This window comes from Alcanivorax quisquiliarum, from assembly GCF_023051175.1.
Lineage (GTDB): Bacteria > Pseudomonadota > Gammaproteobacteria > Pseudomonadales > Alcanivoracaceae > Isoalcanivorax > Isoalcanivorax quisquiliarum.
Window position 1 is genome coordinate 145,964 of record NZ_JALKII010000001.1, and the last position, 22,817, is coordinate 168,780.

The following is a 22,817-nucleotide window of genomic DNA, read 5'->3' on the forward strand; positions in this document are numbered from 1 at the left end:
GTGAGGGTGCACTGGGAAGCCGAAACAGCCACCGATGACCGGGGCCTGGCGTACGGTGACGGGTGCTTTGAAACACTGCGCCTGACACCCGGCGGCGCGCCCTTGTGGCCATGGCACCGGGCACGATTGCTTGGCGGCGCTGCCCGGCTGGGCATTCCGCTCGCCGAAGCCGTGCTGGACGAGGCGTTGACACAGGCGCTGGCTCGCTGCCACGGCTCGGCCGTGCTCAAGCTGATCCTGACACGCGGCAGTGGTGGCCGGGGTTACGCCGCACCGCAAGCGGTGGCCCCCCGGCTGCTGGCCAGCCTGCACCCGCTGCCAGCGCGCCCGGACAGCGATTACCATGAAGGGATTGTCACCGGGCTGTGCCAGCAGCGCCTGGCAACGGCTCCTGCCTTGGCGGGGCTGAAACACCTGAACCGGCTGGAGCAGGTGCTGGCCCGGCAGGAGGTGCAGCGCGCCGGCTGGGCCGAGGGGCTGATGCTCGATGAGCACGGGCGGCCGGTGGAATTTACCAGCATGAATCTGTTTGCTCGCTTCGGCGATCAATTGTGGACACCGCCACTGGCTCAGGCCGGCGTGGCCGGTGTAGCGCGGGCGGTAATCATTGAGCAACTGGCGCCCGCTGCGGGGCTGTTCATCAGCCAGCAGCTGCGGCCGCTGTCACAGCTGCGGCAGGCGGATGAGGTTTTTGCGTGCAATAGTGTTGCCGGAATCCTGCCTGTCCGTACACTGGCACTCTGGCGTTGGCCGGTGGGGCCGGTCACGCTGGCACTTCAGGCCAGGCTGGCGGATCTCTTTGCATGAAAAAAATACCGGTCAAATATATTGTCCTGGCCTCGGTGCTGGGATTACTGGCAATTCCGGTGGCGATGGCGTGGCTGGCAGGGCACCTGCATCGCGAATTGCCGCTGCCGCAGGAATATGTGCTTGATGTACCACGCGGCGGCAGCCTGCATGGCGTTATGCGCCGTCTGGCGGCAGATGGCGTGCTCGGTGACGAAAATGAAGCGCGCCTGCGGCGCTGGGCGGTGCGGATGCATGTTGCCCTCCATGATTCGGCAGGCCATATCCACGCCGGCGAATATCAGCTGCTGCCGGGCGAAACGCTCGCTACCTTGCTGCCGCGGCTGGCGCAGGGAGATGTGATCCAGCGTGCTTTCACGCTGGTGGAAGGCACCCATTTCCGGGAATTGCGCCGCCAGTTGGCACTGGCGCCGGCATTGCAGTTGCTGGGTGCCGAGCTGAGTGACGCGGAAATCATGGCAGAGCTTGGGCGGCCTGAACGCCACCCGGAAGGCTGGTTTGCGCCGGATACCTATTTCTACACCCGCGATGACTCCGATCTGTCGCTGCTACGGCGGGCGCTGTTGCGCCAGGAAGCGATTCTGGAGCAAGCCTGGGCCGAGCGTGCGGAGGGGTTGCCCTACGTGGATGCCTACGATGCGCTGATCATGGCCTCGATTGTCGAACGTGAAACCGGCGTCCCGGAAGAGCGTGGGGAGATCGCCGGGGTGTTCGTGCGGCGGCTTGAGAAAGGCATGAGGCTGCAAACCGACCCGACCGTCATCTACGGCATGGGCGAGCGCTACCAGGGCCGGATTCGCAGCGCTGATCTGCGCGAGGCCACCCCTTACAATACTTATGTGATCCGCGGCATGCCGCCAACACCGATTGCCATGCCGGGCGCGGCAGCGATTCATGCTGCGGTCAATCCGGTGCGCACCGAAGCCTTGTTCTTCGTCGCCAAGGGCGATGGTTCACATGTGTTTTCCGCTACACTGGCCGAGCATCAGGCGGCGGTTCGCCGCTATCAACTCAACCGGCGCGAAGACTATCGCTCTTCGCCAGCGCCACGGCCGGCGCCAGCGCAGGAGTGACCATGCGAGGCTGTTTCATTACCTTTGAAGGGATCGAAGGCGCCGGCAAGACCAGCAATCTGGCCTGGGCGGCCGAGCTGCTGCGGGCCAGCCAGATCGAAGTGCTGATCACCCGCGAGCCGGGCGGAACACCCTGTGCCGAAGCGATTCGAGATCTGCTGCTGGTGGAACGAGAGGAAACCATCGCGCCCGTGACCGAGTTGTTGCTGATTTTCGCCGCCCGTGCGCAACACATTCATCAGGTGATCGAGCCCGCACTTGCAGCTGGCAAGTGGGTACTGTGCGATCGCTTCACCGATGCCACCTACGCCTATCAGGGCGGCGGGCGTGGCTTGCCCGAGGCACAGATCACCACGCTTGAACAACTGGTGCAGGGCACGCTGCGGCCAGATCGCACGCTGTTGTTCGACCTGCCAGTGGAGCAGGGTTTGCTTCGTGCCGGCCGGCGCGGCGCGCTGGATCGGTTCGAGCGCGAACAGGCGGATTTTTTCGAGCGTATCCGACAAACCTACCTACAGCGCCAGCAAGCCGAGCCAGCGCGTTTTCGGCTGATCGAGGCCGGTGTGGGGCTGGACCAAGTGCGCGAGCGCGTGCAAGTGCTGATTCACGAAGCCATTGCCGAGCACGGCGCTGCCACGGCTGCCAACAAGGGTAGCGCGCTGTGACCGAGCCAGCGGCCATTCAGGCGCCGTGCCCGTGGCACCGGGAAACACTGGCGCAGCTTTTCCGCAGGCGCGAGGAGGGCCGCTTGCCCCATGCGCTGCTGCTGGCCGGGCCGGCAGGCATCGGCAAATCCCGGCTGGCGCTGGCACTGGTGCAATTGCTGTTTTGCGAAGCGCCGCGTGGCGGGCTTGCCTGCGGGCGTTGCCATGGTTGTCACATGAGCACCGCTGGCACGCACCCTGATCTGTATCTGGCGGAGCCGGCCGAGCAGGGCAAGGCGATCCGCATCGACCAGGTGCGAGAGCTGGTGGATTTCGCCAGCCGCACGGCCCAGTACGGCGGTTATCGCGTGGCGCTGATCATGCCCGCCCAGGCGATGAATCGTGCCGCCCAGAACGCATTGTTGAAGACGCTGGAGGAGCCCGGCGCAAACACCCTGATCCTGCTCGTAAGTGACCAGATCAGCCAGCTGTTGCCGACGGTGCGCAGCCGCTGCCAGCGGCAGCTGTTGCCCGTGCCACCGAGTGCCCAGGCAGAGCCCTGGCTGGCTCAGCAACTGGCAGTGCCTGAGCGGGCAGCGCCGTTGCTGGTGGCAGCGGGCGGCGCACCGCTGAAAGCGCTGGCACTGGAGCAGGCCGACTGGTTCGCCAGCCGCGCCCCGCTGGTGCAGGCACTGGCGCGCCTGGCCGCTGGTCAGGCCAGCGTGGTAATAGTGGCGCGGCAGCTGGCGGAGCACGACACTACCGCAGTGCTGGAGGCATGCTACGGCTGGGTCTGGCAAGCACTGCGCATGGCTCAGGGCGATGCGCCGGTTGCCGATGCGGAGTTGCTGAAGCCGCTACAGCAGCTGGCGCGGGCGCCGGCCATGCGATTACTTGATTTTGCCCAGGCGCTGGCACGTGCGCGGCGCCTGTGGTTGTCCGGCGCCAACCCGAACCGGGAGCTGTTGCTGGAGCAGGCGCTGATGGTGTTGGCGGGGCAGCTCGACTTGCCAGCCTGATCGGCGCGGTCAGAAGACCCCGAGACACGGGGCAGGGCACGCTGGCTCGCCCGGTTTGCCCGCGAGTGGTATGTTGCGCGGTGTTCAAGGCCCGAGTTGAAACGGGCCGCCTGACTCCGCAGTTTGATCCTGATTGGGGTTGCTTATGAAAATGCCTGGTGGCCGCAGCGGCATTTTGTCGCTGACTATCAAGGACAAGGCAGTACTGTATTCGGCCTATATGCCGTTTATCCGTAACGGTGGGCTGTTTATTCCCACCACCAAGGACTACAAGCTGGGCGAGGAAATTTTTCTGCTGCTGAGCCTGATGGAAGAGTCCGAAAAAATCCCGGTGGCGGGCAAAATCGTCTGGATCACGCCGAAAGGCGCACAGGGCAACCGTACCGCCGGTATCGGCGTGCAGTTCTCGGATCAGGATGATACCGCCCGGCGCACCATTGAAAATTACCTGGCGGGTTCGCTGGAATCGGACCGGCCCACGCACACCATGTAATGGATAACGTAATGACTGCTTCACCGCGCCCGGCCGTCACTGGCCTGGTTGACTCCCATTGTCATCTCGACCGGCTGGATCTGTCGGCCTACGACGGCAACTTCGACGCCATGATGCAGGCCGCAGCGGCGGCTGGCGTCTCGCAGATGCTGTGCATCGGCGTCGGCCTGGAAAATGTCACTCCTGTGCTGGCGCTGGCTGAAGCCTGGCCCCAGGTGTATGCCACCGTGGGCGTGCATCCGCTTTATCCTGAGTCCGGCGGTGCCACGGTGGAAGAACTGGTGGCACTGGCAGCACACCCGAAAGTCGTCGGGCTGGGGGAAACCGGGCTGGATTATTTCAAGGACGGCGCCGATGTGGCCTGGCAGCACCAAAGCTTCATTGCGCATATCGAAGCGGCCCGGCAGACCGGTTTGCCGCTGGTGATTCATACGCGCAACGCGCGTGAAGATACCCTTGCGCTGCTGCGCGAACATGGCGGCGGCGAGGTGCGCGGTGTTTTGCATTGCTTCACCGAAGATCTGGCCATGGCCGAGGCCGCCATCGAGATGGGTTTTCTGATTTCCATCTCCGGCATTGTCACCTTCCGTACGGCAGAGCCGCTGCGCGACGTGGTGAGAGCGCTGCCGCTGGAGAAATTGCTGATCGAAACCGACGCGCCCTGGCTGGCGCCGGTGCCACATCGCGGCAAGCCCAATGAACCGCGCTTTGTCGCGGAAGTGGCGGCTTGTGTAGCCGAGCTGAAAGGCACCAGTGCCCAGGCCGTCGCCGCTGCCACCAGAGAAAATTTTTTCCGGCTCTTTGACAAGGCGGCAGCATGAACACAGCGATGCTTCTGGCGAGCGCATTGGCGGGGCTGGTGGGGCTGCTCATCGGTGCGGTGCTGGTCGGAATCCGCGGCCGTCGTATGGCGGGCGAACTGACCAGGCAGCAGCAACAACTTGCCGCAGCAGAGGCACAGCAGCAAGCGCTGGAGCTGCGATATCAGGAATCGGTGGCGCAACTGGGCGCCACGCAGCAGGCGCTGGGGTCAGCGCAGGCGAACGAAGCAAAATTGCTGGCCGAGCAGGCCCGACTGGAAGAGCGGCATCAGGCGCAACAAGAAAAACTGGCCTGGCTAGAGAGCAGCCGCGAGCAGCTGAAACTGGAATTCGAGCAATTGTCGGCGCGTATTTTCGAGCAGCGCAGCAAACAGTTGCAGGAGCAGAATCGCACCGGGCTGGATGATCTGCTGAAACCGTTCCGTGAACAGATTGCCGATTTTCGCCGGCGCGTGGACGCTATCCATGGCGAAGACGCCCGGCAACAGGCCACCTTGGCGGAGCAGATCCGTGGGCTGCACACATTGCACCAGCAGATGCATCAAGATGCGCGCAATCTCACCAATGCCTTGAAAGGCCAGGTCAAGACCCAGGGTAACTGGGGCGAGATGATTCTGGAGCGGATTCTGGAAGAATCCGGCCTGACACGGGGCCGGGAATACGAAACCCAGGTCACCCTCACCAGTGAGGATGGTTCTCGTCGGCAGCCGGATGTGGTGGTACACCTGCCGGACAATAAAGACGTGATCATCGACAGCAAGATGTCGCTGGTGGCCTACGAGCGGTTCTGCTCCGAGGAAGACGAACTGCTGCGTCAGCAGGCGCTGGTAGAGCATGTGCAGTCGTTGCGCACGCATATCCGCGGCCTCAGCAAGAAAAGCTACGAACAGCTGGATGGCGTGCGCACGCTGGATTTCGTGCTGCTGTTCATCCCGGTGGAGGCAGCGTTTCTGCTTGCCATGGAGCGTGCGCCGGAGCTGTATCAGGAAGCCTATGCCGATCACATCGTGCTGGTAAGCCCGACCACGCTGCTGGTGACCTTGCGCACCATCAACAATATCTGGCGCTACGAATACCAGAACCGCAATGCCATCAGCATCGCTGATCGTGCAGGGCGCATCTGCGATCAGATTTCGCTGCTGGAGGAATCCCTGCGGCAGGTGGGCGACCGGCTCAGCCAGGCTAACGATGCCTGGGAAACCAGCTACCGGCGCCTCTCGGAAGGGCGCGGCAACCTGCTGCGGCAAGCGCACCAGTTGCGTGACCTGGGCGCACGAGCGCGCCGCAACCTGCCGTCTCCGCAGGATGCAGAGGATGCAGAGGACGGGGAGAGCGGCGGCGACCTGCCGGACAAGCCTTCAGCCTGAGTGCTGGCCGGCTCTTCTGAAGGCTTTTCCTGCCTTTCCCGACCTTTTGCCGGTTTTCTTCGTTTGCTTATCATTGCTTTCCTTCGTCTTCCATTGCTTACCATGGCCGGGCCTGGCTCTTGTCGGCACTCGGGCAGGGAAAACCGTCAAGCGTCACATAATTCTTTTTTACAACTTTACACAATCCCGCCACTACGGCAGATTACCTAGCACAAAATATATAAAAACAGGATTAAAGTGCTATGTTTCGCTTGCTGGGCTTTGGCCTGGCCATGGCTTTCTGCCTGGCCAGCCAAGGGGTGGCGGGGGGCGAGCTACAGGCGCGAATCATCGGGGAAACGGATACACAACAACAAGACTGGCCCTGGATGGCTGCGGTGAATCATGTGCCTGGGGCGACAAGCACCCGGACATCTCTCGTGTGTGGGGGAACGCTGGTGGCATCCCGATGGGTGCTCACGGCGGCTCACTGTGTGATCAATGATGAGGGCCGGCAGACCTCGCCCGAACAACTGCTGGTCGTGGTGGGCAGCGCCTACCGCGATGGCACGGGCGGTGAGTATCTGCGCGTCGTGGGGGTGCATCCGCACCCCGATTACCGGCGCCAGGGCCTGCACAATGATATTGCCTTGCTGCGTCTGGCCTCCGATGCCAGGGCCGCGCCGCTCGCTATAGGTGGCCGTGAGCAGCAGCACTATCTGGCCCGGGCGGGCGCCGGGGCGACACTCACGGCGCTCGGTTGGGGCCGCGCCCGTGCTGATGATCCGCACAGCGGTGCACGGGTATTGCAGGCGCTGCGGCTGGGGCATGTGCCGGGGCGGCAATGCCGCAGCACCTGGCACTTGCTGGATGGCAGTCAGCTGTGTGCCGGCGGCGCCCCGCAGCAGGATACTTGCACGGGCGATAGCGGCGGGCCGCTCGTGCTGGAGCATCAGGGGCGCCCCTGGCTGATGGGCATCACCAGTTACGGCGCAAAGGAATGCGGCATGGCAGGTGTGCCGGGAGTGTACACCGCCGCTGGCTCGTTTACCGGCTGGATGCAGCAGACAGCGCGCAATGTGGCGCTGACACTGGCCGATAACAGGCCCGCCACGGCGCCCGATGAACCTGTAGCAACGCGCGCCAGCAGCCACACAGCAGGCATGATCCAGACCGCTGCGCTGAGCTGGCAGCCTCGTTCGGATACGCCGACGGCGGGACAGCGGCAGGCCACGATGAAATGTACCCAGGACGGCAATCTGACGCGGTGCCAGAGTCGCAGCTTGCGGCTGACTGCACCCCCTGTGGAACCCTGGCGGCCGGGAACGGCTGTTGCGGAGCAGGGGGCGGCAGCAAGGACGCCGTGACGCCCGCGCTGGGCATCACGCAGGCGGCGTGAGTCGGGACCGAGCGGAGCGAATCGACAAACGCCGGCGAGCCAACGAACACGCCACAAGAACATTGCCCGAGTGGCCGGCGCGAGGAATGGTCATCGGGGTGCGTCAGGCTGTTCCCGTGATTCGCTCGCGCTTTCGTGGGAGGCCGTGGGAGCCGGATATCACAGGCCACGATCAGGCCGCTGCAAGAAAAACCGGGCCTAGTTGCGGGGCGTCTCGCCGGGCGGTTGCTGCGCGGCCTGGCCGTCTCTGCGTACCTGCTCTTCGGCCTGGCGGGCGCTGTGTTCATCCAGCGCGCCGAGGCTGCCTTTCCAGGGCAGCAGGCGGATGTTGCGGTCGTCGTTATGATCCACGAACGGATACTTCACGATATCGAAGTAGGGGGAATGGTCGAAATCTGCCGGGTAAAACAGCCGGGGATGGCGTCGATACAGGCGGCTGATGTCGATTTCGGTTCGCTTCACCAGCGGCAGCACCGGGAACTGGATAAACGAGAAGGCTTCGCCAATGGGGCTTCCTGTCAGCGCCCGCAACATGCGCCCGGCCAGCCGCGCAAACAAACCCGCGCGCCAGCGTCGTGGCACCAGAGCCCAGGGCAGGACGAGACAAAGGGCATCCAGTACCGACAGCCGCATGACCACTGCAAGCCGGCTGATAGCGTAGCGGATCACCGTTTGGGCATCGTCGCCTTTCATGCCGCGGGGGCGGCAGATACGCAAGTGCTCTTCCTGCAACTCGGACAGCGCATCCAGACACAGGCCGCGCCGGGGCGTGGTATGCAGAATCAGCTGTGTATCGGGCTCGCAGGGAAAGTATTCGGCCACGGTAGCGCGCAGCGCCGGATCGCTGATTTCCCGCAGCCGGCCCAGATAAAGCGCTACATGCGACCAGCGGCTGGTGGTAATGCCGCTGATGCGGCGATCCACGCGGCGGCGGCCATCCACCAGCAATACATCGCACGGCTGCAATAGCTGCCGCACGCGCTCGAAATCGGACAAGCGCGGGGTAGTGCCGGGCTGCTCGGCTTCGAGCCAGCCCGCCGTGGTGGGGTAGTCGGTATCGTGATGCATGGCGGCTATGCTAGCAGCAAATCGACCGCCCGGTCGATGACTGACTGGTCAGTGTAGAAGTGTGGCGACAAGCGGATGCCGCCCGCTCGCTGCGCGCACACCACGCCAGCCGCCTGCAGGCGCGCATAGGCGGCGGCAGGGGTTTCGCGATCCGGCTGCCAGGTGATGATACCGCTGCGCCGGGTATCACAGGCAGGACTGATCATGCGCCCTCGGCCGCTTTCCCGCAGGCGCTGATCCAGATAACCGCTGCGTGCCAGCAGCGCCTCGCCGACGTGTTCCATCCCGACTTCCAGCAACAGCGACAGGCTCGCGGAAAGGGCGTGGATGGTCAGCATGTTGGGGCTGCCGCATTCAAACCGCCGTGCACTGGCGGCTGGCGCCCAGTCGGCCCGGTCGTAATTGCCGGCGTCTTCCACCATGTGCCAGCCGTACTGGGTCAGGGCGAGCTGCTCGCGTACCGGGGCGCGGCAATAGAACAGCGCCAGGCCCTCGGGGCCGAGCATCCATTTGTGCCCATCGGCGACCACGAAATCTGCGTGGCAGGCGCGAGCATCAAAGGGCAGCGCGCCAAGCGTCTGGATGGCATCGACACAGAACAGCGTGCCGTTGTCGCGGCAGGCTTCGCCCAGGCGTGTGAGATCCATGCGCAGCCCGGTGCCATATTGCACCGAGCTGATCGACAGCAGGCGCGTGCGCGGGGTCAGCGCGTCAATCAGCGCCTGCTCCGGTGCGTCGCCGCTAATATCCACCATGATCGTGCGCACGCCGCGCTGCGCCAGCGCTTGCCAGGGAATGCGGTTGGACGGGAATTCCTGGTCGCTGATGACGATCTCGTCGCCAGCTTGCCACGCGAGCCCGGCGGCGATCAGCGACAACCCTTCGGAGGTGTTTTTCAGTAACGCGATATCGGCTGCGTCCGGTGCATTGATCAACTGGCACAGCTGTGCGCGCAGCCGCGCCTGCACCGCCAGCCAGCCGGGGTAATCGCGTGCGCCCTGGCGCAGGTTTTCATCGGCAAAACGGCAGACGGCATCCCGAGTGCGGTGTGGCCAGGGGGCGACCGCCGCGTGATTGAGGTAATAGACATCTGCTGCCTGCGGAAACTCGGATGTGATAGCAGCAGGCAGCGCGGCGAAGCTGCCGGCAGACCGCAGTGGAGAGTCATTCATGCCGTTGCCCTTGCTATGAATCGGGACAACAACGGTATCATTCTGGCGCGCCGGTTGCCTTGCCGGAGCGGTGTTTTTGCCCGGTGGCGGGCAGTGGGCTAGACTTTGACACTCCTTGGCCCCCCTGTTATCGGGCATCAGTGGCGGCGCGACGCCTGCCGGGCCGCGGAATATCTTTCAGGAGAGTTGTGCAGATGGGTGACCTGGAAAAAGCCGCTCGCAAGGCGCAGGAATTCCGTCAACGTGAACGTGAGATTCTGGACGCCGCGCTGGCGTTGTTTCTGGAACAGGGGGAAGACCGCGTCACGGTCGAGATGATCGCTGACCGGGTGGGTATCGGCAAGGGGACTATCTACAAGCACTTCGAAACCAAGAACGAAATTTATCTGTTGTTGATGATTCGCTACGAGGAAGATCTGGCCGAGCTGTTTCGGCAGATATCCGGGAGCGAAGACAAGGAAACTATTGCGCGTGAATATTTCCGCTTTCGCATCAGCGATCCGCGCCGCTACCAGTTGTTCGATCGTCTCGAAAATAAAGTCATCAAGGATCAGGCAGTGCCCGAGCTGGTGGAGAAGTTGCACGCCATCCGCTCCGACAACCTCGCCAGCCTGGTGCGCACCATGGAAGCGCGCATGGATGACGGCACACTGGAAAACGTACCGGCGCCTTATCATATCGCGGCGGCCTGGGCGCTGGCGCATGGTGCTGTGGCACTGATGGAATCCCCTTATTACCAGAAGTTCATCGACGACAAAGCCGATTTCCTGGATTTTCTGGTGAGTATCGGTATCCGCATGGGCAACAAAGGCCAGCGTGGCAAGTGAGACGCAGATGACTGAGCCACGCTCGGCGGAGGATGTTCTGGCGCTGCTGGAAAAAGCCGAAAAGGACGAGCAGGGCTTGCCGCCGGTGCATCGCTGGCAGCCGGATCATCAGGCCGACATTGATATACGCATTGCTCGCGATGGCCGCTGGTATCACGAGGGCTCGGTGATCCGGCGCGAAGCGATGGTGCGGGTGTTCTCCACTATTTTGCGCCGCGAGGGCGATGATTATTTCCTGGTCACGCCAGCGGAAAAACTCCGTATTGTCGTGGAAGACGCGCCCTTTGTTGCGGTTGCTCTTGAGCAGGTTGTTGATCGGGGCGTTGCCAAGCTGGTATTCACCACAAACGTGGGAGCGACGGTGGTGGCGGATGCGCGGCACCCGCTGCGGGTCGAGACTGATCCTGCAACGGGCGAGCCGTCCCCGTACTTGCGGGTCCGCGATAATCTCGAAGCACTGCTTGGCCGTAATGTGTTTTATCAGCTGGTGGAGCTTGCCGAGCAGGTGCAGCACCAGGGCGAGCCTTGGCTGGCCGTGCGCAGCGATGGCGAACAGTTTCTTGTCGGCCCGCTCGGCTGAGTCGCCGCAAACCCCATACACAAACGCCGCTGCGTGCCCGCCATGGGCCGCGTAACAGGAGCAGTGCAGGCGATGGAGCGTCTTCGTACCTTGTTTGTTTCTCTCTATCTTCCGCTGGTGACTGCGCTGGGCACGATGGCGTTGGTGCAGGTGGCGCCAGCGCAGCCCGGCTGGTATGGCGCTGCGTTGGCCTGCCTGGCGTTGCCCGTCTGGCTGGTGCTGTTGCGGCTGCGCCATCCTCCGCGAGAGCGTGCCCATCTGCCGGTGGTGACGCTGCTGGTCTGGATCGGCGCCTGCCTGGCGTTGTGGGGCACCTTGCTGGATGACAATCCGGCCTGGCAGCCGGTTGTGTGCGCGGCGCTGGCAGCAGGCGGCTATCTGGTGTTTCTGTTGTGGCCCGGCTCACGGCACGCGTTGGCGCAGGTGCCTCAGCCGGGGAGCGCAGTGCTGCCGTTGCCGCTGGCTCTGGCCGACGGCACGCCAGTGGCGCAGGCGCTGGAGGATCGGGCTGCGCTGTGGCTGTTTTTTCGCGGCAACTGGTCGCCGTTGTGCAAAGGGCAGGTGGCGGAGCTGGTGCGATGGCAGCCAGCGTTGGCGGCACGTCGTGCACGGTTGGTGCTGGTCAGCCAGCAACCCGCTGCCCGAACACGCGCACTGCTGGGGCCGGAGGCCGCCGATGTGCTGATCTGCCAGGATCGCGAGCTTGCCGCAGCGCGGCGGCTGGGTTTGTTGCGACGAGGCGCTGTGCCACTGTGGTGGCGCTTGTTCGGCCATGGCGCCGACACGGTGCAACCAGCGCTGATGCTGACCGATGCGGAAGGTGATCTGTTGCGTCTGGCAGTCAGCGAAAACGACTATGCGCGGCCCGCGCCGGCGGCGCTATTGAACTTGCTGGGGCGGAACGAGAACAGCGGGGCGGAAGGCGGGCGGGTTGCGCCGCCTGCTCACGGCACGGACGGCGCGTAAACAGGCGGGCTGTGCATCAGGTCAGGCTGCGCTGCGCCCTGGCAGCACCGCACGCAGCTTCTCGGCCATGCTGCGGATGGCGCTTTCGGTGTCGTCCCAGCCGATGCAGCCGTCCGTCACCGAGACGCCATATTCGAGCTGGCTGAGATCGGCCGGAATGGACTGGTTGCCGTGGCGCAGGTTGGATTCCACCATCAGGCCAACGATCGACTGATTGCCTTCCAGAATCTGGTTGGTGATATTTTCCATCACCAGCGTTTGCAGCGCCGGGTCCTTGTTGGAGTTGGCATGGCTGCAATCGACCATGATGTTGGTGGAAACCTTCGCCTTGCGCAGCGCCTGCTCGGCCAGCGCCACGGACACTGAATCATAGTTCGGCTTGCCGCCGCCGCCCCGCAGCACAACGTGTGCGTAAGGGTTGCCGCGTGTGACTGTCACTGCCGCCTTGCCGTCGGCATCAATGCCGAGGAAGCGGTGCGGATGGCGCACCGACAGCATGGCATTAATGGCCACATCCAGACTGCCATCGGTGCCGTTCTTGAAACCTACGGGGCTGGACAGGCCGGAGGACATTTCCCGGTGCGTCTGCGACTCCGTGGTGCGGGCGCCGATGGCCGACCAGGTGATCAGATCCTGCAAATATTGCGGCGTGATCGGGTCGAGCGCTTCGGTGGCGGTGGGCAGGCCGGCCTCGGCCATCTCCAGCAGCAGCTTGCGCGCGATGTGCAAGCCATCCTCGATCTTGAACGTGTCGTTCATGTACGGATCGTTGATCAGGCCCTTCCAGCCCACTGTCGTGCGCGGCTTTTCAAAATAGACGCGCTGCACCAGCAGCAGGCTGTCCTGCACTTCGTCGGCCAGCTTTTTCAGGCGGACGGCGTAGTCTTTGGCAGCGTCCACATCGTGGATCGAGCAGGGGCCGATGACGATGAACAGGCGCGGGTCCTTGCGATCAAGAATGTCGCGGATCGCCTGGCGGCCAGCCGCTACCGTGCTGCGGGCGCGCTCGGAAAGCGGCAGGTGCGCTTTCAGTTCACGCGGCGTAATCAGCAACGTCTGGGATTCGATATTGAGGTTATCAACCTGTGTCTGCGCCATGATGCCGGTCTGTCCGTACGGGTAATTCAGGGACAGGCAGTCTAGCGGAATCCCCGCAGTGAAGAAACACGGCACAAAAAGCCATCATTGTTCTGCCAGCAATTCCTCGACCCAGGCTGGTACCAGTTGGGAGGCCGGGCCCTCCCGATGTTCAGCAAAAGCGGTACGCACGCGAGAGGCTTCCAGATTCAGCTCGATGGTGTGGGCACCAGCCGCATTGGCGACCTCGACAAACCCGGCTGCGGGATACACATTGCCGGAAGTACCGATGCTGGCAAACATCGTGCACTGGGACAGCGCCTGGTAAATATCATCCATTTGCAGCGGCACTTCACCGAACCAGACGATATGTGGTCGCAGCCGGCCACGCTGATCGCAGGCGCTACAATGGCTGTGCGGGCCGAGATCGGCGCTGGCCTTGCTGACATGCTGGCAGTGCAGGCAGCGCGCCTTCAGCAACTCGCCATGCATGTGGATGATTGCTTCACTGCCGGCGCGCTCGTGCAGATTGTCAACGTTCTGTGTGACCAGCAGAAAGCGGCCCGGCAACGCGCGCTCGAGGCGCGCCAGTGCCTGGTGCGCCGCATTCGGCGCAAGCTCGGGTGACAGCAATTGCTGCCGCCGGGCGTTGTAAAAGCGTTGCACCAGCGCCGGATCCCGCTGGAAGGCTTCCGGCGTTGCCACATCCTCCAGCCGATGATTTTCCCAAAGGCCGTCATCACCACGAAAAGTGCGGATGCCGGATTCGGCGGAAATTCCAGCACCGGTAAGAATGACGACACGATCATGGGGGGATAATACGGACATGCAACGAGCTCCTGGCATAGCGTATAGCGCCGGCCGGCAAAGTGCCCCGGCAGGGACTGATCAGCTTGCCCCGAGAGCGCTATAATGGCCAGCATGACCGATGCCATCATCCACTCCCATGAGCGCGCAACAGTCGCCGGCCATGGCCAGGTGAATCTGCTCCATTTTCATCACCAGAGCGTCCTGATGATCACTGCCCAGGCGGTTGGCCTGTATCGCGACCGTGCGGCACTGGACGATCCACTGGGCAATGGCGCGCTCGGGTTCGAGCTGATCCCGGCGGCCCTGCGCCCGGTGTGGGAGCAGCATTGTGGCTATGTGCGAGAGCAGATGGCCGGTTTTATCGGCCTCACATCCGGTGCGGTGCTGTTTGTCCGGCCCGATGGCATCGCTCTGTATCCGGACGCCACCCGGGCCCTGCATAATCAGGCGCGCCAGTGGCTGATCCCCTTTATCCCCTGATCTGATGCCGAGGAATGTCGATGGGCGAGGAAACTACCAAACTCCGCTTGCGCACACTGTGCGAGGACGACTACCCACAGCTCGCCGCCCTGATGGATCTGGTCTATGCCGATATCGGCGGCGCCTGGCCGGAAGAAACCATCCGCGCCCTGATGCGGCTGTTCCCGGAAGGCCAGCTGTGTATCGTCGATAACGACGAGCTGGTGGCGGCAGCACTGACCATCAAGGTGAAATACGATCGTTTCTCAAACCCCCACCGGTATGAAGAGCTGATCACCGACAATCGGGTGCATTCCCACGATGACGAGGGGGATGCCTTGTATGGCCTGGATGTGCTGGTGCACCCGGAGTTTCGCGGTTATCGCCTTGGCCGCCGTTTGTACGAAGCGCGCAAGGAGCTTTGCCGTGACGAGAACCTGCGCGCCATCCTCGCTGGCGGCCGTCTGCCCGGCTATGGCGCCCATGCGGACTCGCTGTCGGTGACGGATTACATCGAGCAAGTGGAGCGCCAGCAGCTTTATGATCCGATCCTGTCGTTCCAGCTTGCCAACGGCTTCGATGTCAAACGTCTGCTGAAACGTTATCTGCCGGAAGACGAGGATTCCCGTGGTTACGCCACGCTGCTGGAATGGGACAATATTCTCTACACGCCCGAGCCGGAAGATGAAACCGGTTATATCAGTAAAACCATGGTGCGGCTGGGTGTGGTGCAGCGGCGCATGCGCGTGGCCACCTCGGTGGAAGACCTGATCAATCAGGTCGAGTTTTTTGTTGATGCGCTGTCGGATTACCGGGCGGATTTTGCCATCCTTCCCGAGTTTTTCAGTGCACCGTTGATGGGCCTTGATGCGCAGCTGCACTCCATCGAGGCGATCCGGTTTCTGGCCGGCTTCACGGCGGAGATTCGCAGCGCAGTGTCGGATCTTGCCGTGAGCTACAACATCAATATCGTCGCCGGCTCGATGCCGCTGATCGAGGACGACAACGTCTACAACGTCGCCTACCTGTGCCGTCGTGACGGCACCGTGGAAGAGCAGCGTAAAATCCATATCACGCCGGGCGAGCGGCGTGATTGGGGTATCGAGGGTGGTGACAACTTGCAGGTGTTCGAAACCGATGCCGGGCGCATCGGCATCCTGATCTGCTACGACGTGGAGTTCCCGGAGCTGGGCCGTATTCTGGCCGAGCAGGGTATGGAAATCCTGATCGTGCCATTCTGGACCGATACCAAGAACGGCTACCTGCGCGTGCGTCATTGCGCCCAGGCGCGGGCGATTGAAAACGAATGCTACGTCGCGATTTCAGGTTCCGTAGGCAACCTGCCGCGGGTGGACAACGTGGACATTCAATATGCCCAGTCGGCAGTGTTCACGCCCAGCGATTTCTATTTCCCCCACGATGGCATTATCAGCGAGGCAGTGCCGAACACCGAGATGCTGCTGTTTGCGGATGTGGATCTGGAAAAACTGAAACTGCTGCACCAGGAAGGCTCTGTCACCAACCTCAAGGATCGCCGCCACGATCTCTATCGGCTGAAATGGCGCAGCCAGATGGCGGCCGAATAAGGCAGCGAAAGAAGCGAGCAGGGAAAGAAGCGGGCAGGGGGCGAAGCGGGGCAGCGCCGCGCCGCTTTGTCCCTGCGTATGCGGGAGACTAAGCCACCGTAGACCGTAGACCGTAGACCGTAGACCGTAGCCGTTTTGCCGGAGCGTGTTACGCCACCCGTCCGAGCGGCCTCAAGCGCAAAGTGGAAATTTTCATAAAATTCCACAGGAAAAATCCCGAGCGTTAGCCCGTTTCGTTCCAGATCAAGTGCCGAGTATATATTTCCTGCCATAATCGCCCCCTCTTCCCTTGTGGGACAAGCGAAGCGTAGAACAGCCGCAGGCTGGCCCGGAGGGTGAGCGAATCATATTTTTGCTCCCCTCTCCCCTTGTGGGAGAGGGGTTGGGGGAGAGGGGGTTACGAACTTTTAGCTGTCACGATGCCAGCTACATGCTGCACTACTTTCATTTATTTTCAGTAGGAACTTCCATAAAAAATCCACATAAAAAATTCAGAGCGTTAGCCCGTTTCGTTCCAGATCAAGTGCCTATTATATATTTTCTGCCATAATCTCCCCCTCTCCCCAACCCCTTATTCGCTTCGCTCACCCTTCGTGTTCTGCGCTTCGCTTGTCCCACAAGGGGAGAGGGGCTTAAAAAGGTTCATCGTTGGATGTCGGGGAGGGCAGCGCGGATTTTGAGGAAGAAATACTCCTGATCCCGGTAGCCGTAGGCCCTGCGTTTGATCACCTTGATGGTGTTATTGATGCCCTCGACGATGCTTATGTTCAACGGATGTCGGCAACCGGTAGCCCCGTCCCAGCCGCCGAGCGCTTCTATCGTCTTCCTGTCCAGTATGGTTCGCTCCAGAACTCACGAAGTCTGGGCTCAAGAGGACGAATCCACCGATAAAAGCTTCACGGAAATCGATGATGAACCAAAGAAAACCGGGGCCATGTTGTGCATGGCCCCGGTCGGGTGTTGCGGCGGTTACCCTTACATATTCGGGTAATTTGGCCCGCCCGTGCCTTCAGGCGCTACCCAGTTGATATTCTGGGTCGGGTCCTTGATATCGCACGTCTTGCAATGCACACAGTTCTGCGCGTTGATCTGGAAACGCTTGGAACCGTCATCATTGGCGACCACTTCATACACGCCGGCCGGGCAGTAACGCTGCGCCGGCTCATCCCATTTCGGCAGGTTCACATCAATCGGGATGGACGGGTCTTTCAGCTGCAAGTGGCAGGGCTGGTCTTCTTCATGGTTGGTGTTCGAGAGGAACACCGAATCCAGTTTGTTGAAGATCAGCACGCCGTCCGGTTTCGGGTAATCGATCTTCTTGCTTTCCGATGCCAGTTTCAGCGTTGCGTGATCCGGTGTTTCATCGCGCAGGGTGAACGGCATTTTGCCGCCCAGGAAGTTCAGATCCAGCACGGCAAGGCCGGAGCCGATAAAATTGCCGAACTTGTGCTGGAACGGGCCGAAGTTACGCTGGTAATGCAGCTCTTCGTATATCCAGCTGCTGTCGAAGGCGCTCTTGTATTCGGCCAGCTCATCGTTGGCGCGGCCGGCCTTGAGTGCTTCGGCAATCACTTCGGCAGCGATCATGCCGGATTTCATCGCCGTGTGGCTGCCCTTGATCTTGGCAAAGTTCAGCGTGCCGGCATCACAGCCGACCAGCAGGGCGCCGGGCATGGTCATCTTCGGCAAGGATTGCAGACCGCCCTTGGCAATGGCGCGGGCGCCGTAGGAAATGCGCTTGCCGCCTTCCAGATATTTTTTCACTTCCGGGTTCAGCTTCCAGCGCTGCATTTCGTCAAAGGGGCTGACGTGCGGATTGCTGTAACCAAGATCGGTAATCAGACCCAGCGCTACCTGGTTGTCTTCCACGTGATACAGGAAGCCACCGCCGTGGGAGCCGGATTCGCTCAGCGGCCAGCCGGCGCTGTGCATCACCAGGCCTTCCTTGTGCTTGGCCGGATCGATCTGCCACAGCTCCTTGATGCCGATGCCGTAATGCTGCGGATCAGCGCCTTCGCGCAAGTTGAACTTGTCCATCAGCTGCTTGCCCAGGTGGCCGCGGCAGCCTTCGGAGAAGATGGTGTACTTGGCGCGCAGCTCCATGCCGGGGGCATAGCCGGGCTTTTTCTCGCCGTTATGGCCGATGCCGAAATCGCCGGTGGCGATACCGCAGACCGCGCCGTTCTCGTCATACAGCACTTCGGTGGCGGCAAAACCGGGGAATACTTCGATGCCGAGCTGCTCCGCCTGTTCGGCAAGCCAGCGGCAGACATTGCCCAGCGAGACAATATAGTTGCCTTCGTTGTGCATGGTCTTGGGTACAAACAGACCGGGCACCTTGATGGCTTTTTCGGCGCTGGTCATGAAATAGATTTCGTCGCCGGTCACGGGCACATTCAGCGGCGCGCCACGGTCTTTCCAGTCCGGGAACAGCTCGTTCAGTGCCCGTGGCTCAAGCACTGCGCCGGAGAGGATATGTGCGCCGACTTCAGAGCCTTTCTCGACCACAACGACGCTGATTTCCTGGCCGGTTTCCTGTGCTATCTGGCCCAGGCGGCAAGCGGTTGCCAGCCCGGAGGGACCTGCGCCGACGATGACAACGTCGACTTCCATAGCTTCGCGTTCCACAGCCTGTCTCCTCTGTTACAAGGGGTTTTAAGCGAGCCTGTGCCCGTCGGGGCGGGCTATTCGGGGTGGCGCGCAGTATATAGAGCAGTGCCAGCCCCGGCTATACCGTGGCGCCGGCAGGCAAGGTGCTGGCTGCCGGTGGCTCACCGGTCATTCAAACGCCTGTTTTAATTATCGGCGTTGAACTGATTGATTTACAAGGAATTAGCCAGTTTATTTGTGACCGACGCGTCGCGACCTGCCGCTCATCGAAGCCGCTATTTGCTGTAAAATCAAAAGCTTCGGGGCTCCACAGCAAGCGCAGAACTATTGACGTGCCCCGGCTCTGAGGTCAACATACCGCACTCACTCGCGGGGGTGGCCGCAGCCGGCGCTGGCGCGCCTCCTTTCCTGTCATCACTAACGGAAAATTCCGAGGATCCTATGAAGGTTCTTGTACCGATCAAGCGGGTCGTGGATTACAACGTGAAGGTTCGCGTCAAAGCGGATCAGTCCGATGTGGATCTCGCCAACGTCAAAATGGCCATGAATCCGTTCTGCGAAATCGCAGTGGAAGAAGCAGTTCGCCTGAAGGAAAAAGGCGTGGCGACCGAGATCGTGGTTGTCACCGTGGGCACCAAGGCCGCCCAGGAGCAGCTGCGTACGGCCATGGCGCTGGGCGCCGACCGTGCCATCCTGGTCGAGACCGACGAAGCCGCGCAGCCGCTGGGCATCGCCAAGGCGCTGAAAGCCCTGGTGGACAAAGAGCAGCCGCAGCTGGTGATCCTCGGCAAGCAGGCTATTGATGGCGACAACAACCAGACCGGCCAGATGCTGGCGGCGCTGGCCGGCATGCCACAAGGCACCTTTGCTTCGGAAGTGAACGTGGCTGAAGGCAAGGTGAAAGTGACTCGTGAAATCGACGGTGGGCTGCAGACGGTCGAGCTGAACCTGCCGGCGGTAGTCACCACCGACCTGCGCCTCAACGAGCCGCGCTACGCCTCCCTGCCGAACATCATGAAGGCGAAGAAAAAGCCGCTGGATACCGTGTCCCCGGCGGACCTGGGCGTTGACCTGACACCCGGCATCAAGACCCTGAAAGTCGAGCCGCCGGCCGAGCGCCAGGCCGGTATCAAGGTGGCTTCCGTCGAGGAGCTGGTGGACAAACTGAAAAACGAAGCGAAGGTGATCTGATGAGTATCCTGGTCTACGCCGAACACGATAACGCCACGCTGAAAGGGGTCACCCTCAACGTCATCGCCGCAGCGCAAGCCATCGGTGGCGACATCACCGTGTTGGTGGCTGGTGAAGGCTGCGCCGCTGTAGCTGACGAAGCTGCCAAAGTAGCCGGCGTCAGCAAGGTGCTGCTGGCGGACAACGCCGCTTACACCCACCAGCTGGCCGAGAACGTTGCTGCGCTGGTAGCCGAAGTGGGCAAGGATTACACGCACATTCTGGCAGCCGCGACCACCAGCGGTAAAAACTTCGCACCGCGTGCCGCGGCGCTGCTGGATGTGGGTATGATCTCCGAGATTTCCTCGGTGGAGTCGGCCGACACGTTCAAGCGTCCGATCTACGCCGGTAACGCCATTGCCACCGTGCAAAGCAGTGATGCCATCAAGGTTATCACTGTGCGCGGCACCTCCTTTGATGCCGTTGCGGCTGAAGGCGGCAGTGCCGGTGTTGAAACACTGGGCAGCGCCACGGACGCGGGCATTTCCAGCTTCGTTGGCGAAGAGTTGGCGAAATCCGACCGCCCGGATCTGACTGCTGCCAAGGTAGTGATTTCCGGCGGCCGTGGCATGCAGAACGGCGACAACTTCGAGATGTTGTACACGCTTGCCGACAAGCTCGGTGCTGCGGTGGGTGCCTCCCGTGCGGCGGTGGATGCCGGCTTCGTGCCCAACGACATGCAGGTCGGCCAGACCGGCAAGATCGTGGCGCCGGAGCTGTACATTGCCATCGGGATTTCCGGTGCCATCCAGCATCTGGCCGGCATGAAGGATTCCAAGGTCATCGTGGCCATCAACAAGGACGAAGAAGCGCCCATTTTCCAGGTGGCGGACTACGGCCTGGTGGCAGACCTGTTCGACGCCGTGCCGGCGCTGCAAAGCCAGCTATAAGTTTTTCGGCATACACGAAAAAGCCTGACCCCGTACAGGGCGTCGGGCTTTTTTGTGCCTGTCATCATCTTGCGCCTGCCGCCTTCGTCCTGCGACAGGCGCTCACGTGAAGCCGACAGAATGAGCGACAGTGTTCTCTATTCACTGGCCGCGGCTGTTATGCTTGCAACCCTTTCCCGGCCACGGAGGCCCACCCATGTTTGCTGAATTGTTCACCGACTCCGCCTTGTGGCTGCTCCTCGGCTTCCTGCTGATTATTTCAGAGCTGTTCGTCACCGGGCTGGTGGCGGTGTTTTTCGGCATTGGCGCCGTGGTGGTGGGTTTGCTGGCGTTATTCGGGCTGGTCACCAGCCTCACCACGCAGCTTTGGCTATTCGGCATCATCAGTCTGTTGTCGCTGTTTGCGGCGCGGCGTCGTTTCCAACGCTGGTTGCGGGGCAGCGTAGGCGATGCGGCCTCGGGGCAGATGTCGAGCGGCGAGCGCGGCAACCGCGTCACCGTGCTGGCCGATTTTGTCGACGGTGCCGGCCCGGTGCAGCTGCGTGGCACCAAATGGGACGCTGAATCCACCGAGCCATTGAAAGCAGGCGACAGCGCCTGGGTTCAGGGCAACCGCGGTATTGTCCTCATTGTCAGTACAACCCGGCCGTAACGGCCGCAGCGCAGATTTTCACACAAGGAGCAGGGCACATGTCGATAGCGACGATACTCGCCGGTCTGGCGGTAATCTTTATTGTAGTGGCGGTGATCAAGACGGCGCGTATTGTGCCCCAGCGTTCGGCCTTCGTGGTGGAGCGCCTGGGCAAGTATGCCAAGACACTGGACGCAGGCTTTCACTTGCTGATCCCGTTTGTGGACCGGGTGGCTTACCGGCACACCTTGAAAGAAGAAGTGATCGATGTGCCGCAGCAGTCCTGTGTCACCAAGGACAATATCCAGGTGGTGGTGAACGGGGTGATCTATCTGCAAGTGATTGATCCCAAGCGCGCCAGCTATGGCATCTCGGAGTACCGCTACGCGGCGATGCAGCTTGCGCAAACGACGCTGCGTTCAGTGGTCGGCAAGATCGATCTGGACAAGACCTTCGAAGAGCGAGAGAGCATCAACGAGCAGGTGGTGCGGGCGCTGGACGAAGCCGCCCAGCCCTGGGGCGTCAAGGTGCTGCGCTACGAAATTGCCGATATCGACCTGCCGGCCACCATTCTCGATGCGTTGGAAAAGCAGATGCGTGCGGAGCGGGAGCGCCGTGCAGTCGTTGCCCAGTCGGAAGGGGAGCGGCAATCCAAGATCAACGTCTCGGAGGGGCTCAAGCAGGAGATGATCAACGTCTCCGAGGCAGAGAAACTGCGGCAGATCAACGAGGCGGAAGGTAAGGCGCGCGAGATCGAACTGATCGCCGAGGCCACCGCACGCGGTCTTGAGCGGGTGGCGGCAGCCATTGATGCCCCCGGCGGCAAGGACGCGGTGGGGCTGCGTGTTGCCGAGCAGTATGTGCAGGAATTCGGCAATCTGGCGAAGACCAACAACACCATGATCCTGCCCGCCGAGTTGAGCAATATCGGCGCAGCGGTGGCAGCAATCACGAAAACGCTGGAAACAGCCCGTAGCTGACCAGGAGAAAAATGACAATGCCCGGCACGTCCGGGCATTGTCGTTTTCGGGCAGTCTGCCCCGGTAAACATCTTGTATCGTTTTCACGCCCTGGTTTAATGTTGAGCAGTTCCACCATCGCGCCTGGAGCTACCAGCATGCTTTGGCCCTTGCCGAAGGCTGCGGTTGTCTCCCCCTGAATCGGCGAGGCCAGCATGACCAGAACAACAAACACATCTTCCTCTGCCGGCGCTGCGGCGCAGGCGGCGGCTCCCATTGTTTCTCTTGGCAGGCGGCGTTTCCTGCGCCACGCCTTACTTGGCAGCGCTGCCGTTCTGGCAGTGGCCGGC

The 22,817-nt window shown here is 61.9% G+C and carries 23 protein-coding genes and 1 pseudogene; 17 read left to right on the forward strand and 7 right to left on the reverse strand.

Going from position 1 to position 22,817, the window contains the following annotated elements:
• The 8 genes from pabC to MU846_RS00710 all read left to right on the forward strand — a co-directional run bounded on the left by pabC (position 1) and on the right by MU846_RS00710 (position 7,570).
• Positions 1–807 carry an aminodeoxychorismate lyase gene (pabC, locus tag MU846_RS00675; RefSeq protein ID WP_246947253.1) on the forward strand — a complete coding sequence of 269 codons (807 nt, stop codon included), beginning with the start codon at positions 1–3 and terminating at the stop codon, positions 805–807.
• Positions 804–1,880, forward strand: a complete 1,077-nt coding sequence (gene mltG / locus MU846_RS00680; RefSeq protein ID WP_246947255.1) for an endolytic transglycosylase MltG — start codon at positions 804–806, stop codon at positions 1,878–1,880. Before pabC ends, mltG begins: the two co-directional genes overlap by 4 nt.
• Before the next feature lie 2 nt (positions 1,881–1,882).
• On the forward strand, positions 1,883–2,545 hold the full coding sequence (gene tmk / locus MU846_RS00685; RefSeq protein ID WP_246947257.1) for a dTMP kinase: 663 nt from the start codon (positions 1,883–1,885) through the stop codon (positions 2,543–2,545).
• Positions 2,542–3,543, forward strand: coding sequence for a DNA polymerase III subunit delta' (locus MU846_RS00690; protein WP_246947262.1), 1,002 nt, complete (start codon positions 2,542–2,544; stop codon positions 3,541–3,543). Before tmk ends, MU846_RS00690 begins: the two co-directional genes overlap by 4 nt.
• Positions 3,544–3,688: 145 nt before the next feature.
• Positions 3,689–4,036 (forward strand): PilZ domain-containing protein, encoded by a 348-nt coding sequence (locus MU846_RS00695; RefSeq protein WP_246947265.1) that lies wholly within the window; start codon positions 3,689–3,691, stop codon positions 4,034–4,036.
• An 11-nt stretch (positions 4,037–4,047) separates the two neighbouring features.
• Positions 4,048–4,857, forward strand: coding sequence for a TatD family hydrolase (locus MU846_RS00700; RefSeq protein ID WP_246947268.1), 810 nt, complete (start codon positions 4,048–4,050; stop codon positions 4,855–4,857).
• The gene (locus MU846_RS00705) at positions 4,854–6,224 is read left to right on the forward strand and encodes a DNA recombination protein RmuC (protein WP_246947270.1); all 1,371 of its coding nucleotides are present in this window, start codon (positions 4,854–4,856) and stop codon (positions 6,222–6,224) included. Before MU846_RS00700 ends, MU846_RS00705 begins: the two co-directional genes overlap by 4 nt.
• A gap of 242 nt (positions 6,225–6,466) precedes the next feature.
• Positions 6,467–7,570: a S1 family peptidase gene (locus tag MU846_RS00710; RefSeq protein WP_246947271.1), complete on the forward strand. Its 1,104-nt coding sequence runs from the start codon at positions 6,467–6,469 to the stop codon at positions 7,568–7,570.
• A 230-nt stretch (positions 7,571–7,800) separates the two neighbouring features.
• On the opposite strand, the gene MU846_RS00715 is transcribed toward MU846_RS00710, so the two are convergent.
• Together MU846_RS00715 and MU846_RS00720 are read right to left on the reverse strand one after the other, a co-directional pair.
• Positions 7,801–8,670, reverse strand: coding sequence for a hypothetical protein (locus MU846_RS00715; protein WP_246947272.1), 870 nt, complete (start codon positions 8,668–8,670; stop codon positions 7,801–7,803).
• A 5-nt stretch (positions 8,671–8,675) separates the two neighbouring features.
• Positions 8,676–9,842, reverse strand: coding sequence for an aminotransferase class V-fold PLP-dependent enzyme (locus tag MU846_RS00720; RefSeq protein WP_246947273.1), 1,167 nt, complete (start codon positions 9,840–9,842; stop codon positions 8,676–8,678).
• 194 nt (positions 9,843–10,036) lie between these two features.
• Here MU846_RS00720 and MU846_RS00725 point away from each other — a divergent pair, with 194 nt between their 5' ends.
• From MU846_RS00725 to MU846_RS00735, 3 genes are all read left to right on the forward strand, one after another.
• Complete coding sequence (locus MU846_RS00725; protein ID WP_246947274.1) at positions 10,037–10,669, forward strand: TetR/AcrR family transcriptional regulator; 633 nt, start codon at positions 10,037–10,039, stop codon at positions 10,667–10,669.
• Positions 10,670–10,676: 7 nt separating this feature from the next.
• The gene (locus MU846_RS00730) at positions 10,677–11,249 is read left to right on the forward strand and encodes a DUF1285 domain-containing protein (RefSeq protein ID WP_246947275.1); all 573 of its coding nucleotides are present in this window, start codon (positions 10,677–10,679) and stop codon (positions 11,247–11,249) included.
• Between the two features lie 72 nt (positions 11,250–11,321).
• A complete protein-coding gene (locus MU846_RS00735; protein WP_246947276.1) occupies positions 11,322–12,215 on the forward strand; it encodes a thioredoxin domain-containing protein in 894 nt (297 codons plus the stop codon).
• Positions 12,216–12,236: 21 nt separating this feature from the next.
• Here MU846_RS00735 and MU846_RS00740 read toward each other — a convergent pair whose 3' ends face one another.
• Together MU846_RS00740 and cobB are read right to left on the reverse strand one after the other, a co-directional pair.
• On the reverse strand, positions 12,237–13,313 hold the full coding sequence (locus MU846_RS00740; RefSeq protein ID WP_246947278.1) for a 3-deoxy-7-phosphoheptulonate synthase: 1,077 nt from the start codon (positions 13,311–13,313) through the stop codon (positions 12,237–12,239).
• An 84-nt stretch (positions 13,314–13,397) separates the two neighbouring features.
• Positions 13,398–14,120: a Sir2 family NAD+-dependent deacetylase gene (gene cobB / locus MU846_RS00745; protein WP_246947280.1), complete on the reverse strand. Its 723-nt coding sequence runs from the start codon at positions 14,118–14,120 to the stop codon at positions 13,398–13,400.
• Between the two features lie 84 nt (positions 14,121–14,204).
• On the opposite strand from cobB, the gene MU846_RS00750 reads away from it, so the two are divergent.
• Positions 14,205–14,582, forward strand: coding sequence for a hypothetical protein (locus MU846_RS00750; protein ID WP_246947281.1), 378 nt, complete (start codon positions 14,205–14,207; stop codon positions 14,580–14,582).
• A gap of 20 nt (positions 14,583–14,602) precedes the next feature.
• Entirely contained in the window at positions 14,603–16,147 is a 1,545-nt protein-coding gene (locus tag MU846_RS00755; RefSeq protein WP_246947282.1) for a bifunctional GNAT family N-acetyltransferase/carbon-nitrogen hydrolase family protein, read from the forward strand.
• Positions 16,148–16,789: 642 nt separating this feature from the next.
• On the opposite strand, the pseudogene MU846_RS00760 reads toward MU846_RS00755, so the two are convergent.
• Positions 16,790–16,933: pseudogene (locus MU846_RS00760) on the reverse strand (transposase); the annotation flags it as partial.
• A 189-nt stretch (positions 16,934–17,122) separates the two neighbouring features.
• Positions 17,123–18,775, reverse strand: coding sequence for an electron transfer flavoprotein-ubiquinone oxidoreductase (locus MU846_RS00765; protein WP_246947283.1), 1,653 nt, complete (start codon positions 18,773–18,775; stop codon positions 17,123–17,125).
• 423 nt (positions 18,776–19,198) lie between these two features.
• On the opposite strand from MU846_RS00765, the gene MU846_RS00770 reads away from it, so the two are divergent.
• The 4 genes from MU846_RS00770 (at position 19,199) to MU846_RS00785 (ending at position 22,488) form a co-directional block, all read left to right on the forward strand.
• The gene (locus MU846_RS00770; RefSeq protein WP_246947284.1) at positions 19,199–19,948 is read left to right on the forward strand and encodes an electron transfer flavoprotein subunit beta/FixA family protein; all 750 of its coding nucleotides are present in this window, start codon (positions 19,199–19,201) and stop codon (positions 19,946–19,948) included.
• On the forward strand, positions 19,948–20,877 hold the full coding sequence (locus tag MU846_RS00775) for an electron transfer flavoprotein subunit alpha/FixB family protein (RefSeq protein WP_246947285.1): 930 nt from the start codon (positions 19,948–19,950) through the stop codon (positions 20,875–20,877). Before MU846_RS00770 ends, MU846_RS00775 begins: the two co-directional genes overlap by 1 nt.
• 196 nt (positions 20,878–21,073) lie before the next feature.
• Positions 21,074–21,529, forward strand: coding sequence for an NfeD family protein (locus MU846_RS00780; RefSeq protein WP_246947286.1), 456 nt, complete (start codon positions 21,074–21,076; stop codon positions 21,527–21,529).
• A gap of 38 nt (positions 21,530–21,567) precedes the next feature.
• The gene (locus MU846_RS00785; RefSeq protein WP_246947287.1) at positions 21,568–22,488 is read left to right on the forward strand and encodes an SPFH domain-containing protein; all 921 of its coding nucleotides are present in this window, start codon (positions 21,568–21,570) and stop codon (positions 22,486–22,488) included.
• Here the strand turns inward: MU846_RS00785 and MU846_RS00790 are convergent.
• A complete protein-coding gene (locus MU846_RS00790) occupies positions 22,457–22,744 on the reverse strand; it encodes a hypothetical protein (protein ID WP_246947288.1) in 288 nt (95 codons plus the stop codon). The genes MU846_RS00785 and MU846_RS00790 overlap by 32 nt on opposite strands.
• Positions 22,745–22,817 lie beyond the last annotated feature (73 nt).